Source organism: Streptomyces sp. CNB091 (assembly GCF_000377965.1).
In genome coordinates this window covers 23,218-39,065 of record NZ_KB899015.1, presented here as the reverse complement: position 1 = coordinate 39,065, position 15,848 = coordinate 23,218, and the positions used below count along the sequence as shown (strand labels likewise).

Below are 15,848 nucleotides of genomic sequence, written 5' to 3'. Positions count from 1 at the left end.
GAGGGGCGGGCGACGCTGTGGGCCGCCCCTCCCCGTGTATGACAGATATGACAGAGATACGTGCAGGGGGTACGTGTTAGCGTCCCCGGACAACTCAGGGACGCTGGGACGCGTCCTTGAAAGGTACGGGGCCGGCGGAGGACGGGGAGAGCCGTAATGACCACCGCGGAGCCGAAGCCCGGCCGCGAGACGGACGAGACCACGGGGGCCGGGGGCGACGCCCTGCACGTTCGCGTGCCGTCCCCCCGCGTCCCGGAGTCTCCGGCGTCGGAGTCTCAGGAGACTCCGACTCCCCTTGAGTCCTCTGGTACCTCTGGTTCTTCCGACCCCTCCACGGCCGCCGGTGATTCCTCCACGGCCGCCGGGGCTCCCGGGCCAGCGGGCCAGGCAGAGGGCCTCACAGAGGGCCCCGCAGCCTCTGAGCCGTCGTCAGCCAGGGCCCGTCGCCTGCTGCGGCACCCCGTCACCATCGCGACGGCCGCCGCCGCCGTCGCCCACCTCCTCTGGTTCTTCTTCTTCGCCAACACGGGCGGCGACATCGCCGCGCAGGACGCCTGGGCCGAGTTCGTGGGCCGGCACCCCGGTACGGCGTACAACCTGGCCTGGTACGGGGGCATGCACCCCGTCTCGTACAGCGTGGTCTCGCCCTACCTGATGTCGCTGCTCGGCGTCCGTACGACGATGATGATCGTCGGCACGGTCTCCTCCACGCTGACCGCGCTGATCCTCGTGCGGGTCCCGGCCGTCCGCAATCCGCTGGCCTGCTCGCTCGCCGGGGTCTTCGCGTTCCTGTGCAACGCGCTGTCGGGCCGGGTGACCTTCGGGCTCGGCATGATGTTCGCCGTCGGCGCGGTGGCCGCGGTGTTCTGCTGGCCCTACCGCTGGCGCTACAAGCGGTGGGCCAAGGCCGGCGTCGCCGCCCCGCTCGCCGCGCTCGCCACCGCGTCCAGCCCCGTCGCCGGACTCTTCCTGGGTGTCGTCGCGGCGGCGCTGTTCCTCCACAAACGACGCCCCGGCGCGTACGCGATCGGGCTCGCCCCGGTGGCCGTGGTGGGGCTGTCCTCCTGGCTGTTCCCGTTCTCCGGTACGCAGCCGATGTCGCTCGGGACGCTGTCACTGCCGTTCATCTTCGCGGTCCTCGTGTACGTCCTCGTACCGCGCGACTGGAGCACCGTCCGCACCGCCGCCGCCGTCTACGGGATCGGCACGCTGCTCACGTACGTCATCGACTCGCAGATCGGGTCGAACATCACGCGCATGGCGATGCTGTTCGCCGGGGTGGCGCTGCTCGCCGCCCTGCCGTACGCGGTGCCGCGCAGCCGCCGCTGGTACGCCCTGGTCCTGGCCTTCGTGGGCCTCAACTTCTGGATCGGGTTCAAGGGCGTCGACGACATCGTCCGGACCGCGCCCGCCGCGTCCTGGAACCGGGAACTGGCCCCGCTGATCAACCAGCTCCAGCAGGTGGAGGCGGAACGCGGCCGGGTCGAGGTGGTGCCCGCGAGCAGTCACCGCGAGTCATCGGCGCTCGCCCCGTACGTCAACCTGGCGCGCGGCTGGAACCGCCAGGCGGACATGAAGCGCAACCCGCTCTTCTACGACGACACGCTCGACCCGGTGAACTACCGGGAGTGGCTGGACCGCTGGGCCGTGCACTACGTGGTCCTGCCCAAGGACCGGCCGGACAACGGGGCGATCCAGGAGGCGGCGCTGGTCGAGCAGGGGCAGCCGTACCTGCGCCAGATCTGGGGCGACGCCAACTGGAAGCTCTTCCGGGTCCTGGACCCGGTGCCGCTCGCCGACCCGCCCGCGACGGTGGAGCGGGCGGGCGCGGACGAGCTGACGATCACCGTGAAGTCGGCGGGCCGGGTGCTGATCCGCATCCCGTACACGCGCTGGCTCGCCCTCGTCGACGAGGAGGGCAAGAGCGTGGAGCGCCCGCTGGAGACCGAGGAGTCGAAGGCGCGGTCGGAGGCGGACGAGACCGCGCCGAAGACCTATCTCAACACCAACGGCTGCCTGAACAGGGTCGAGGAGGGCCCGTACGGCGACGAGTGGACCGAACTCCTCGCACCGCGACCGGGCGTGTACCGGCTGGCGGCCCCGTACCAGTTCCAGCCGGGCACGCCCTGCCCCGAGGAACTGAGCTGACGCCCCTGGTGCTCCGTTCGGTGTCCCGCCCGGTGTTCTGCCATGACCAGCCGACACCGCGGCGGTGGACGCCGAGGCGCGCTGCCTGGGCGGGGCTGCCCGGCTACCGCACGAAGCCGCGGTCGCGCGGCGACAGGCCCGTCGCGGGTCCGGCGGCGCGGAGGACCGTGTCGAGGGCCCGGTCCGGGTCGGCCGAGTAACACCCGCTCGCCCAGGCGGCATTGGCTTCGATCACGGCCCACCGGCCCTCGTCGTCCCGGCCGACGTCGACGACGATCGCGGACGGCAGGGTCTCCCCGGCGGCCGCGAGAACCTCCCGCCCGAAGGCGAGCACGTCGCCGTCCGCCGGCCCGAGCCGGAGCCGGCCGGACTCGGCGTACTGCCCGGCCGCGTGGACGGCCCCGTCGAGCAGGTGGAGCCGGTACTCGACGGCGAACGTCATCACGTCGCTCACCAGCACGACGGTCGCCGGGTCCACGGCATCCGGCCCGGGCAGCCGGGACCCGTCCGCGTACACGAGCGCCGGAATGCTCTTGTCGTTGGGCGACTTGACGAAGGCGGGGCGTCGCAGCCGGTACGCCTCGTCGACCGGCATCGCGCGGATCTCCCGCTGGGTGAGCGCCCGGGGGAGCCGCGCGAGCCAGTCGGCGGGGGCCTCCAGGAGGGCGATCCCGAGCGCGGGGGCCACGACGTCGGCGAAGGAGGGCCCGGCGTGCAGATGCACGGCGTGCCCTCCTTCGCCCTCAGTGCCGACGGGGCCCTCAGGGCCGGCCGGGGCCCCAGTGCGGGCGGGGCCCCGAGTGCGGGCGGGGTCGGCGGTGGACGCGGTCGGCCCCGCACTCTCGGGCCTCTCCGGCCTCTCCGGCCACCCCGCCCACCCGGGGCCGCCCAGTCCCTCCGGTACGGCGGAGGCCGTCGCCTCCACGATGCGCAGCCCGCGCCGCAGCGCGGCGGCACGCAGCGTCCGGGCGGAGGCGGTGAGCCGGGGCGGGAGGACGAGGGTGCGCGGCGGGCGGGTCATGGCCGCAGATCCTCTCGTACGGGGAGGCCGCGCCGCACCGGCTTTTCTCCGGTACGGAGGGGGGCCCGTTGTGTGCGCCGGGGCCACCTGGTTCGATCGGCGCATGATCATCGAACCGTCGCTCGTACGCGGCCTGATCGCCGCCCAGTTCCCGCACTGGGCGGACCTGCGCGTGGAGGCGGCCGGCGCGCGCGGGACCGCGAACGCGATCTACCGCCTGGGCGCCGACAAGGCCGTACGGCTGCCCCGTACCGAGGGCAGTGCGGCCGATGTGGCGACGGAGCACCGGTGGCTGCCCCTGCTGGCATCGCGGCTGCCGTTCCCCGTGCCCCTCCCGCTGGCCCAGGGGGTTCCGGACGACACCTTTCCCCGGCCCTGGTCGGTCTGCACCTGGCTGGACGGGACGAACCCGGGGCCCGGCGACGGCTCTTCGGCCTCCGAACTGCTCGCGGCCGATCTCGCGGAGTTCGTGCTGGCGCTGCGCCGGATCGACCCGGCGGACGCCCCGCCCGCCTACCGCGGCGAACCTCTGGCCTCCCGCGATACGGAGACGGCTGAGGCGCTCGCGGTCCTGGGCGGGGTCCTGGACCGGGCGAGCGCCACCGCCGCCTGGGACGAGGCGCTGGCCGCGGAGCCCTTCACGGACCGGCCCGTCTGGGTGCACGGGGACCTCCAGCCGGGCAACGTCCTGGTCGCGGAGGGCCGCCTCACCGCGGTCATCGACTTCGGCTGCACCGGTCTCGCCGATCCCGCCGTCGACCTGATCGCGGCCTGGTACCTGCTGACGGCCGGGGCCAGGGAGACGTTCCGTACGGCGGTCGCGGCCGACGACGCCACCTGGGCGCGGGGGCGGGGCTGGGCGCTGTCCATCGCCCTGACGGAGCTCGCGCACTACCGGGACACGAACCCGGTGATGGCGAGGATCGCGGCGCACGTGATCGCCGAGATCCTCACCGACCACTCCCGGGCGCGGGTCAGGCCCCCGTCGAGTCCTTGACACGCGGGACGCGCGGCGCGTTCACGGCGGGTGCGGGCGCGGGCGCTGGTGCCGGAACCGCCCCGGGCGCGCTCTCACTGAGCCCGAACCGGTCGTGGAACCTGCGCAGGGGGCCCGGCGCGTACCAGGCCGACCGGCCGAGCAGCCGCATCGCGGCGGGGACGAGCACACCGCGTACGGCTATGGCGTCGATGAGGATGGCCAGCCCGCTGCCCAGGCCGAACATCTGCATGAAGCTGATCTCGGCCGTGCCGAAGGCGAAGAAGCTCACCGCGAGCAGGAGCGCCGCCGCGCTGACGATGCGCCCGGTGCGGCCGAGGCCGTGGGTCACGGCGGACTCGTTGTCCTCGCCGAGATCGTGGAGTTCCTTGATCCGGCTGGTGACGAACACCTCGTAGTCCATGGAGAGACCGAAGGCGATGCAGAACATCAGGACGGTCATCGACATCTCCATCGGCTGGGCCGTGAAGCCGAGCAGGGAGGAGAGGGCGCCGTCCTGGAAGATCCAGGTCATCACGCCGAGGGTCGCCGCGAGACTGACGACATTGAGGACCAGCGCCCGCAGGGGCTGCACGACGCTGCCGGTGAAGAGGAAGAGCAGGACGAAGGTGGTGACGACGATCAGGGCCACGGCGATGGGCAGCCGGTCGCCGATGGAGGTCCTGGAGTCGGCCAGTTGGGCGTCTGTACCGCCCACCAGCGGACTCGCCCCGGCGGGCGGATCGGTCGCACGCACCTCCTTCACCAGGCTCTGCGCCGCGTCCGACTTCGGTTCCAGAGCGCTCACCACGGTGATCCGCTGCGCGTCGGGCCGGCCGAGAGCGGGGTTCCCGGGGCCGGTGGCGGTGGACTCTCCGCCGGCGTAGCTTCCCGAACCGGTCTCGACGCGTACGACGCCGTCGAGCCCGGACAGTCCGGCCGCGTACGACGCCAACGGGGCCTCGGCCACCGGCTGGTCGATGACGACATGGAGGGCCGATTCCTCGCTGCCGTCGAAGTTCTCCCGCAGCGCCGTGGCGACCTGGCGGCTCTCGGCGCCCTCGGGCAGCACGCGCTCGTCCGGGGTGCCGAAGACGATGCCGAGCAGCGGGCTCGCCGCCAGCAGCAGCACGGCGAGCACGGGCAGGGCGGTGAGCGCGGGCCGTCGCATGACGGTGCGGGCCAGCCGCCCCCACAGAGGTGTCCGCTCATCGACGCGCCCCCGCTTCCCCCACGGCAGCCGGCCGCTGTTGACGCGGTGCCCCAGGACGACGAACAGGGCCGGCATCACGAACAGCGTGGCTACGGCGGCGACGGCGACGACACCGACTCCCGCGAAGCCGAACGAGCGGAGGAAGTACTGGGGGAACACCAGCAGTGACCCGAGGGCCGCCGCCACGGTCGCGGCGGAGAACGCGACGGTGCGGCCGGCGGTGCTCACCGTGGACCGGACGGCGTCGTCCACGCTCGCGCCGGCCGCCAGCTGCTCCCGGAAGCGGCTGACCATCAACAGGGCGTAGTCGATGCCGAGTCCGAGGCCCAGGGCGGTGGTGAGGTTGGTCGCGGTGTTGGCGACATCGGTGACGCTGCCGAGGAGGGAGAGCTGGGCGAACGAGCCGAGGATGGCGATGACGGCGATGACCAGCGGCAGCAGGGCCGCGACCACGCTGCCGAAGACGAACAGGAGCAGGACGAGGGTGAGGGGTATGGCGATGGCCTCGGCCAGGATCAGATCGTCGACCACCTGAGTCGACAGATCGCCGCCCACGGCCGCACCGCCTCCGGCCCGGACCGTGAGGCCGCCGTCCTGTGCGCCGGTGTGGACGTCGATGACCCGCTGGGCGTTCTCCTGCTGCCGTGTCTCGTCGCCCGTCACATGGGCGAGCACCATGGCTTCGCGGCCGTCCTCGGAACGGAGGTCCGGGCTGCCGGTGTCCCAGTACGAGACGACATTGGCCAGCCCCTCCTCCTCCTTGAGGCCGGCGACCAGGCGCTGCCCGCTTTGCCGTACGCCGGGGGAGTCGACGGAGCCGTCGTCGGCGCTGACCAGCAGCACCAGGTTGGTCTCTCCCCCGAACTTCTCGTCGATGACCACCGCGGCCCGGGAGGACGGGGACGACGGGTCGTCGAAGCCCCCGCCGAGCAACTTGCCGAACGCGCCCGCGCCGACCGCGCCCATGAGCACCAAGGCCACGGCGGCCACGACGAGTACCGATCGGGAACGGCGAATCGCCAGTTCGGCCAAGCGTTCAAACACGCCACATCTCCTTTGCCTCCAACGGTGAGGACGACGTGTGTCTGCCCGGTGCACAGGGGAGCCGGCGCAGTGCCCCGCAGAGCCCTTTCCACCAGGGAGGGGCGCGGTGTCGCACGCTTCGTCGCCGTGAACGACGTTAGTGAGGAGACGAGTTGTTGAGCAGTGCGAGATTTACCTGACACTGTCAGTCTTTTCGGGCGGCCCGGCAGGATTCCCGGCCGGTCGGTAGAGTTCCCGGCCGGTCGGCAGGTTTCCCGGCCGGTCGGCAGGCTTCCCGGGCAGGCGGTCGCCGAGGCCTCCCGGTACGGCCGGGTCCGCCGTAGGCTCGGCCGCATGCCCGCAGACGAACACCCGTCGGCTCCGCCCTCCCTGCGACAGCGACGCCGGGCCGTCGCCACCCAGGAGATCGTGCAAGCCGCCGAGCTCCACATCACCGAACACGGCTCCGCCGCCCTGTCCCTGCGCGCGGTGGCCCGGAGCCTCGGCATGAGCGTGCAGGCGCTCTACCACTACTTCCCCGACCGGAACGCCCTGGTCACGGTGCTCATAGCCAAGGCGTACGAGGACCTGGCCACCGCCGTGCAGACCGCCGCCGACGCCACCCCGCCCGACCCGTCCGTACCAGGCTTCGTGATCGCGGCCGAGAGCTACCGCCAGTGGGCCGTCTCCCACCCCGAGCGGTTCCAACTCCTGTACGGGACACCCCTGCGGAGCTATGCGGCACCCGTCGGCGGCCCGACCACCCGGGCGATGCAGCAGATGAGCGCGGTCTTTCAGCGCGTCCTGTTCGGCGACTTCACCCCGGAGCAACTGGCCGCCGCGGACACGCTCACGCTGTCGCCCCCGTTCCGCGCCCATCTGGAACAGCTGTCACCGGACGGCCTGGCGGCCCTGCCACCACAGGCGACCGCGCTCCTCCTCAGCGGATGGGGCCACATGCACGGCCTCGTCGTCCTGGAGGTGTTCGGGCACACCTCGTTCCTGGGCGACCACCAGGCCGAGATCTTCCACCTGGCGATGCGCGACCTGCTGACGGACATCCACCGCCGCATCCCGGCGGCAGACGCGAACGGCCCCGGATGAGAGTGCCAAGACGAGAGCCACTCAGGGTGGCGGCCGGTGGAAGGGGCGGGCCGGAGTCAACCGCCGCAGACGGGCGTCAAAGGCCACCCAGGAACGTTCCCAGGTGGCCTTTTCGCTTGTGCCCCCGGCAGGATTCGAACCTGCGACACCCGCTTTAGGAGTGGGATCGAATCCGTGCCGGACGGTTCCAGACCGTGCCGCGCGGTGCCGTTCTGCCTGATCAGCGTCTTGCAGGACGAGTAGAGGTCCACCCTGTGGCGACTCGTCTTGCGCCGTCCGCTCACGCAGCGCTCACGCACGTGAGCAGATGCCGACCTGGCCGAATGGGCACCGGATCCCGGTCGGGGCCGCGAAGCGTGTAGGTAGGAATCTGGGGGCCTCGTTCTACGATGCGGCTGGCTGTCCAATAATGTCGTCAGCCCATCGGCGTCGGGAGCAGCTTTCGATAGCCACCACTGCAGAATTCTGCATTTCTAGATAGGGCACGATAAAGTGCCGCCTTCCAGTGGTTTATGCCCTTCCTCTCGGCTCCTCGAGTCAAAGCGTCAAGAGTCGATCGCAACCCCGAATCACCAAAAGAATCGTATGTTTCATCGTATAGATCAACCTGATCCGTTAGCTCGGCCACGGCCTCCATCTGGTAGAAATCGAAAAGGCCAAGCGTCTCGAATTGCTTCTCGACTCTCTGAAAGGTGAAATCGTCAATTTCATCGGAGCGACGCAAGGAGTATCTGATCGAGACGGTGCTATCGACGCTTATTTCCGCGACTACTATTTCTTTGTTCGGGAATTCGTCGAAGTACGCGTGAAACATGAGCAGACCGTCTGACCTGTCGCACTCATCACCCTTTAGGCGATTGCACCTTTCGCAAACAGGGATAAGGTTGTTGGCTAGGATTGAATATTCTGGGAAGTGTTTTTTTGGAAGGAAGTGATCGAGGGCGCAGACCTGGGCTCTTTCGCACAGCGGGCACCGATAGTTGTGGGACAGTGCTGTCCGGAAGATTGAGTTCCTGAGTTCCTCTAGGGGGCGACCCCTGTCCAGAAGCGCGTAATTTCCCAGAAGCACCTTGGTGAGTGCATCGGAACCGTTGGCAAGCGACGTGAATCGGCGAATATCCCGCAGCACGTCCTCGTAGTCGCCGTAAGCGTCGATGATTCCCGTGCGCACGCCCATGAGGACCCTTCGAGAGGACGGACGCCTCCGACTCACAGCGAGGTCAAGATCGGCCAGGTGGTCCCTGTCCGGGCGGGGAAGTCGAATCATCTCCCAGGCCGATCGCGACGGATGCTCGTCAGGTAAGAAATGGACTGCGCACTCATCTCGCCATCGAACAGTTCCATGATCTCATCCAGGGGGAAAATCTCCTGCATGGACCGGAGAGTTGAGTGATAGTCGGTCGCGCTGCTGTCCAAGTTGAATACGTGGCGTGTGAGCAGTCCTACATTTTCAGCGAAGGTTTCGATCTCCGGGGTGGCAACGAGTGTGAGATCTCCGAATCGCTGCAGAACTCTGACGTAACGTCTGGGGACTTCCTGGAGAAGGACCGGGGAGTGCGTCGCCATCACGGCGTAGGAGTCGAACTGTTCCAAAGATATGTTGATGCTCTTGATTAGGGCGGCCAAGAGCGGGGGGTGCAGGTGGGATTCGGGCTCGTCGATGAGAACCAGTGATCCGGGCTCCAGGTGGGCCGCAAGCTGCACGACAATGTTGAGTACGAGTTTGTGCCCGGTACTGAGGCCCGAAAAGGAACCCTGCCACGAATCGCTGTCGAGAGCGAAGGTGTCGGAGAGCTCGACCCGTTTGAATGAGGGCTCTCGGCTCAGTGGAGAGAGGGCGGCCACGAGTCTCTGTTTACGCTCGGGGGTACTGGCCCTGGCGAGGGCAGACATGATGTCACCCTGGATCTCCTCGGCGCCCTTGAGTGATCCGGTTCGGCGCACGTCCGAACCGCCACTGCGATCGTATCTCCGAAGGCCGCAGTAAGTGTATCCGGAAACCTCGCCGCTGGCTTCCAGCCGGTCCTCTTCCTGCCGGTTCTTCCCCGGCAGGTCGAACGTGTCGAAAGCGCTGTAAGAGATGGCTATGACCGAGGAGAATCGCGGCGCATCGGCCCCTTCGGGGAATTCCCCATACCGCCGAACGAAGCTCTCGTCGGCTCGGTCGGTGAGGTCTGCATGCGCAGTGTTGGCTAGGTTGGCGAGGAGCTGCGTTTTTCCGCATCCGTTATAACCCACGACGACGTTGATGCGGCCGGGCAGGGGGTGGCGGTCCGCGAAACCAAAGTGAATGGAGAAGGCTTCCCCTCCGACACTCGTTCTGAACGTGAACGCGAGCGCGCTGTCTCGCGGGGCTGTTGCGCCTCCAAGCAGGGCTGTGGCGTCTCTCAGTGCGAGTTCGGCGTTCCCGTAGCGCAGGAGTGAGGCGGCCATCGCCGGCTCGTTGGCGAACGATTCCCTGAGTGAGGGGTCGATGGCGATGTCGCGGAGCCCGAACAGGATACTGTCGCGCAATTCACCGGGAAGTCCGTGCAGTGTTTCGTAGTAGGAAAATGCCTGCCCGAGTGAGCAGTAATTTTCATCGAGCTGGGCGAAACTGCCGGGCATCTCCGTGGCGCCGCCGCGTTGCCCTCTCTTGATGATCTTGACGGATCCCAGGTCGATGGATGCCTCCGCCTGAGAGGGGTAGAGATATGCATCGAACATAGTCTCGAATCCAAAGTCATCCCAGAGCTCGCGCCGAAGTACGAGTGCCGGAAGGTTGGACGGCACGGTGAAGCCCTCGCTGCGAGGCACTACAAGAAAATGCATCAGCGTATTCCAGTCGTATGTTTCTGTGCCCGGCCGTGGACCCGCTGGCAGTGGGCAGGGGCAGAGAAGATGGCCCTGCCCACTGCTCGGCTAGTCAGTCGAAGAGGCTCTGCAGTCTCGACTCGATCCAGCCGGGCCGCCGAAGCAGCTCGAACGTATCGACCGCGACGACTGCGCGCTGCGGCGGTTCGCTGCCCAGGACCGGGTTTCCGAAGGACTCGAACACCTCGTAGCCCTCTGCCTCCAGCGAGGCCAGCGCTCCGGTCACCCGCTTGGAGCGGGCGGGACCGGTCCAGGACTCGAGAGGATGGGTGATGAGGACAGCGAGATCCTCGTGCTGAGTGTCTTTCAGGACTGGCAAGCCATGGGAGGAATCGGCCTTCCAGTGCGAGAAGCTTCTGGCGAACTGCTCGGCTCGCTGGAACGCATAGACCTCCTCAGCGGCGAAGTCCAGGTTCCCTCCATCGAGGAGTTCGACCATCTGTGTGGCAAGGCGCCAATCGAGCAGCGGGTGGTAGGCGCTGTTGCTGTAGTCCCGCAGGCAGTCGTAGCAGGACGAGTCGCACGGTGCGGCCATCAAGCCGCCGGAGCGGTGGCGGGTGAGATCGGCCGCGACCTCACGCGCGGAGAGCAGGAATTCGGCAGGGCGCTTCCCCAGCCAGGTCGAATACCCGGCACCGTTCTCCAGCGTGTCCGAGAGGAAGACTTGTGCCTGGACACTGCCTTCCTCTTCCCCTCGGACGGGGTACAGGCCCGCCGAGAGTTCTCTTCCGTCGATGTCCAGTAGCCTGACGGCAGCGAGTTTGAAAACCGTACCGAGTGAGAGCCAAGCGGCCCTTGCGGCCATGCGTCTCGGGTCAAGAGCCAGATCGGCGGGTTGCTCGCGGAGGCCGACCAAGAGGACGTCGGTCAGTTTCGCCGAGGCCAGTGCCAGCTTCTCCTCGTTGCTGACCGAAGGCCGAGTGGGCAGGCCCAGATCTCTCGCCCGGTCGGCATCAGCCAGGAGTTTCGTTTCTAGCAGACCGTCGTGTCCCTTGACCTTGCCGAACTGGTATCCCTCACCAGTTCCCGCGTTGACCACCACGATGCGCCCCTCGCCACTCCTGAATTCAGCGGCCTTAGTCCAGCGTGGGACGAGCGCTGATGTGGTGTCGAGGGTGAGGCGCGCGGAGAACGCGCGTGGTGTGAACTCGAAGGTGCCGTCGTAATCCTGAGCCTTGTAGCTGGTGCGGAATCCGAGCGGCTGACACGACGGGAGCATCCGGTAGTCACCGGCTTCTCCTGCGGTGGCCCCACACACCGGACACGAATGCTCGGATTCGCGGAGATCGACGGAGAGGCACTTGGCACAGATGCCCACCATGAGACGGTCACTGTCCGGAGCCTTGCCTGGCAGCCACTGCCCGCCCGCGGGCTCGTACGTCACGAGGCCGACTGCTGTGTGCAACGCCTTGTCCTTGACCACTTCACCGCCAGGTGCCCATTCCGAGATGGCGATGTCGATGTCCCGGTCGATGACGTCGGTGAGTTCCGGCCCGTGCGGCCTTTGATGGTGCAGGTTGCGGACCCGAGTGGGGAACCCAAACATGGGGAGCACCCCGTGCTCCGCGAGCGACTGGCTGAGCGGACCCGCGTCCGGCGCGTTCGTTGCCACCTCCTCGATCTCCGAGTAGAGGCTGGAAGTGGCCCAAGACACCAGAGCATCCACCGAAGGCGCGCCAGGAGACGCCCCTTGTAGGAGGACCTGGCCGGCGTGTCTTTTGGCGATGTCGTTCCCGGCCAGCCAGGTACGGACGTTATCCCGGACCTGAGGCCATCCACTGACGGTCCCGAAGGGCCCGTGGACATTGCGTCCCGGATCCCAGTCGGACGTTCCCTCGACCGACCGGAAGGCGAGAGTCAGCAGACTTGCGGCGTAGCAGCGGCGCAGGATCTCCAGGCGATCGAGATCCACGTATGGGCTCGGCGAGGGGTCGCCAGTGATGCGATCGGGGTGCTGGAAGTAGTGGTCGTCATGGGTCCTGGTGCCACGGCAGAGGGTCAGGGCGATGGACAGGTGGTCGAGTCGGCGGCCGGCCCGGCCCACACGCTGCTGGTAGTTGAAGCGCTGTGGTGGCATGTTCGCCATTACCACCGCGCGGAGCGCGCCGATGTCGACGCCGGCCTCCATCGTGGTGGTGACGCTGAGTAGGTCGACCTCATCAACCAACTCGATGTCCTGACCGCTCAGAAAGACCGACTGGAAGAGGGCTTGCCGGGCCTGCGCGTCATCGTTGTCGGTCTGGCCTGTCAGCTCTTCGCAGTGGAGTCTGAAGGGGACCCCGGCTTCGCGGGCCAGGAAGGTGTAGTAGTCGTCCAGAGTGACGGAACCCGGGTCGAGGGGTTCGGCGACGAGATGTGAGCTGCGGCAGAAGGCACAGACGCCTGCGGAGCCGTGCAGGTGCCTTCTGGTACAGCGTTCACAGCGCCATTCTGTCCCGCCGGCCAGGACGATCCTGATTTTCTGCCCTTCGATCCGGGGCTCCGCGTCGCTCAGACCCAGTGCATTCTTCACTTCTTGGACCAGCGCGTCTGGGAACACATCGTGATGCTGTGCGACGGCGCTGATGTATTTCCTCGCTGCCGTGTGCAGATTTGCCGGCGGCTCAGGCCTCTGTTCCTGGAACTGGCGGCGCACTCCCAGCAGCCTCAGCGCGGACAGGCATACCTGGCGGAAGACCTCGTCATCCAGCAACCGGCTCTTGAAGGTGAGGTCCTGAACTGCATGGCCGATGCCGAGCGACTCCAGATCGCGGCCGCCTCCCGCGAAGACCGCCTGCTGGACCTGCGCCTGCACTGTCCGGTGGATTTCGGAGTTCAGGACGCGCAGATCGTTGGTGAGGGAAGCATCGGGCCGCTGGACCGGGACGCCACTGGTCCAGTCATAGAGATCGGTCCAGCTCCGTGACTCGGTGCTTTTGCTCAGCGAAAACGAGGGTCCACCGGGATGCACGCCGTATGCGACCGCTTGCGCGCTGACTCCGTTGCCGAGTTCGACAAGCGTCGGGCCCCTCTGCTGGGCCCGGTAGTCCGCCAGCACGCGTTCGTGCTGGGGAGTGAGGCTGTTATGGGCCAAGGCGACCACCGCTGGAACCAGATCGGGTGAACCAGTCGCAGCGAGCTGGGTTAGCGCGGCCTGGCCTGCCTGGTTCCCCTTGAAGAACTCTGCTGCCAGGGCCACGAGATCCATCGGACGGTCGAGGGTAGCGATCACGAGCTGTCTGACCAGGTCCTGATAGTGCGATCGCTCCAGGCCCGCCGAGATGCGGGCTGCGTCCTGCCGACTATCCGAGAAGACGACGATCTTCGTCTGCAGCTGCCTCTTGAGGGCATCGGTCAGGACCTGGTTGGACTTCTCAAAACCTGTACCCATGGTGCGGATGGGGGACCTGGACCGCGATGGGTCCTCGAACTGGCGGACGTTCTTGAAGATCTCCTTGTCTTCCCCGCAGCAGGGACAGACCGTGGGAAAGGCACGGACCTTCCCGAGGTGGCCCTGGGGTTGGCTTTGTGCCACCAGCAGGTATCCGTTGTTCTCCTCGTCCGGGCAGCTGCCGACCTTGCCGCTCGTGGGATCCAGCACAGCCGGAACAAAGGTGAACGTGTATTCCGGCCGATTCCTCGCTCCGGGTCGGCCACCCTTGTGTTTGTGAGGCGATACGTCGAGATCGGAGCGTTCTCCCGCAGTGGGAAGGAAGACGCTGTACACGTCGGCGGTGCGATCGAAGCGCGCTTTGTCCGGGAGGGATTCGAGATCGGTTGCGGTGGAGACCAGGTAGCGCCTGGTGGGATCGTGGCCGATGATCGGAGAATTGAATCCGCCGAGGAAGACCTCTCCGCACGTATCGCAGTACAGCAACTCCAGGACACGAGCACCGCATTCACAGGCATACCTGGGCCGACTGTAGAGCTTTCCGACCAGCCGGTCCGCCGGTGGCTCCGCGGCGCGCGGTTGGACCTCCGAGCAGTTGCGATCCGCGCACGCCCACATGCCGGTGACGTTCCGGAAGAACAGGTGGAGCCGGAATCGCGAGCCGACATCCGCCTCCCCATCGAGGCGCGAGATGAGTGCGTCGGTGGCGTACAGCGCCTTATCGGGTGCGAGGCCAGGGAAGAGCCTGGCGGACACGTCGGTCAGCGGCTTCGCTCGGGGGGAGTCGTCCTCGTCGCTCGCTCTGAACGCGGCCTGGAGTGCCGCGTGCCGGTCAGGAAGTGGCGGCAGGGCCACTGTTCCTTGGCCACCGGTGTCCGCCCAGGGCATGAGATCGGTCCTGCCCTTGGTCCGGACGCGTTCACCTGCCAGCACGGAGAAGCGGTCGGCTGACCGTCCGAAGAAGTCGCTCAGAAACTTCCGGTCCACCGGGTTCTCCGGATCCATGGAGGCGGAGGTAGCGATCACGGACAGCTGGTCGGAGTCGGTGGACAGCCCGAGCCGGTCGATGAGCTTGCGCAGGAGGTAGGAAACCTCGGTGCCCTGAGTCCCCCTGTACATGTGGAGTTCGTCCACGACCAGGCTGAAGACGTGGTCCTTCGAACTGTTCAGCCAGGCGCGGGTCTGATCGAAGATGGGATCCTCATCTCGGCGCATGAGCATGATGTTGAGCATGCTGTAGTTGGTGATGAGGATGTCCGGCGGAGCGACCTGCATGTCCCAGCGAGAACGCATCTCGGCCCCGAATGGACGCGGGAGGAAGTAGCGGGCTTCCTCGTCCTTCACGAGGCCGTCCGCGATGCGCTGCTCCAGCTGGCGGCTTCGGTCCTCCATCGAGGCCAGAGTCCTGCGCAATTCCTTCATTTTGGATGAGTTCGGCTTGGCGGCTAGTTCCAGCGGGCCGGCGACCGGGGTGCGGCCGGTGTAGCGTCCGAAGTGGAAGCGGTTGCCGTTACGGTGCCTGTCGAACCAGCTGCGTACGTCCGGTGCGTCCAAGCTGCGTCGCAACCTGATCAGCTGGTCCTCCACCAGCGCGTTCATCGGATAGAGGAGCATGGCTCGCATGGCCGCGGGCCGACCGCTGCTGTTGCGTTGGGCCTGCCAGTTCCGTGACGTGCACCACCAGGGCCGCTGGGCGTCCTGGGGCTCTGCTGCTGCTGCCCACCGACGCGATTCATTGGTCAGCCTGGCTAGCACCGGGATGAGGAAGGCCTCGGTCTTTCCGGAACCGGTTCCAGACGTCACCACGATGTCTCGGCCCTGTTGGTTTGACCTCAGCGCGTCCGCTTGGTGGGTGTAGAGCCTGGGGATTCCCCGGAGCAGACCGGCTCCCAGAAGTCCGGAAATCTCCGGCAGACCTATCTCCGCCGTCAGCTCTTCCAGGGTCTGGGATGACTGCACGTACTGGGGCAACAGCTCCAGGTACGGCTCTTGAAAGAGGACCCCGGGAGTGCGGAGCAGTGCTCTGAGTTCCTCGCCCACCGATGAGTCGCGCAGGGAGTAGGCGGTGTCGTAGTACCGCTGGAAGTAGTCGGCGAGTTGGCCGTGGACAGCCGTCGGAGAGATGCCAGACATGGAGATC

The 15,848-nt window shown here is 67.3% G+C and carries 8 protein-coding genes; 3 read left to right on the top strand and 5 right to left on the bottom strand.

Annotated elements, in window-relative coordinates:
* The first annotated feature begins 156 nt into the window (after positions 1–156).
* A complete protein-coding gene (locus D581_RS0133635; RefSeq protein ID WP_018961514.1) occupies positions 157–2,148 on the top strand; it encodes a membrane protein in 1,992 nt (663 codons plus the stop codon).
* Positions 2,149–2,251: 103 nt separating this feature from the next.
* Here the strand turns inward: D581_RS0133635 and D581_RS0133630 are convergent, their stop codons facing one another.
* Positions 2,252–3,169 carry an ATP-grasp domain-containing protein gene (locus tag D581_RS0133630; protein WP_018961513.1) on the bottom strand — a complete coding sequence of 306 codons (918 nt, stop codon included), beginning with the start codon at positions 3,167–3,169 and terminating at the stop codon, positions 2,252–2,254.
* A gap of 103 nt (positions 3,170–3,272) precedes the next feature.
* Here D581_RS0133630 and D581_RS0133625 point away from each other — a divergent pair, with 103 nt between their 5' ends.
* Positions 3,273–4,166, top strand: a complete 894-nt coding sequence (locus tag D581_RS0133625) for an aminoglycoside phosphotransferase family protein (protein WP_032753497.1) — start codon at positions 3,273–3,275, stop codon at positions 4,164–4,166.
* Here D581_RS0133625 and D581_RS0133620 read toward each other — a convergent pair.
* Positions 4,144–6,402 carry an MMPL family transporter gene (locus D581_RS0133620; RefSeq protein WP_026291138.1) on the bottom strand — a complete coding sequence of 753 codons (2,259 nt, stop codon included), beginning with the start codon at positions 6,400–6,402 and terminating at the stop codon, positions 4,144–4,146. The genes D581_RS0133625 and D581_RS0133620 overlap by 23 nt on opposite strands.
* A gap of 333 nt (positions 6,403–6,735) precedes the next feature.
* Here D581_RS0133620 and D581_RS0133615 point away from each other — a divergent pair, with 333 nt between their 5' ends.
* Positions 6,736–7,485: a TetR/AcrR family transcriptional regulator gene (locus tag D581_RS0133615; protein WP_026291137.1), complete on the top strand. Its 750-nt coding sequence runs from the start codon at positions 6,736–6,738 to the stop codon at positions 7,483–7,485.
* A gap of 415 nt (positions 7,486–7,900) precedes the next feature.
* On the opposite strand, the gene D581_RS1000000141475 is transcribed toward D581_RS0133615, so the two are convergent.
* The 3 genes from D581_RS1000000141475 to D581_RS0133605 form a co-directional block, all read right to left on the bottom strand.
* On the bottom strand, positions 7,901–8,656 hold the full coding sequence (locus tag D581_RS1000000141475; RefSeq protein WP_158688658.1) for an HNH endonuclease: 756 nt from the start codon (positions 8,654–8,656) through the stop codon (positions 7,901–7,903).
* 92 nt (positions 8,657–8,748) lie between these two features.
* Positions 8,749–10,296, bottom strand: coding sequence for an AAA family ATPase (locus D581_RS01000000138105; RefSeq protein WP_018961509.1), 1,548 nt, complete (start codon positions 10,294–10,296; stop codon positions 8,749–8,751).
* Between the two features lie 94 nt (positions 10,297–10,390).
* Complete coding sequence (locus D581_RS0133605; RefSeq protein ID WP_158688657.1) at positions 10,391–15,841, bottom strand: DEAD/DEAH box helicase; 5,451 nt, start codon at positions 15,839–15,841, stop codon at positions 10,391–10,393.
* Positions 15,842–15,848 lie beyond the last annotated feature (7 nt).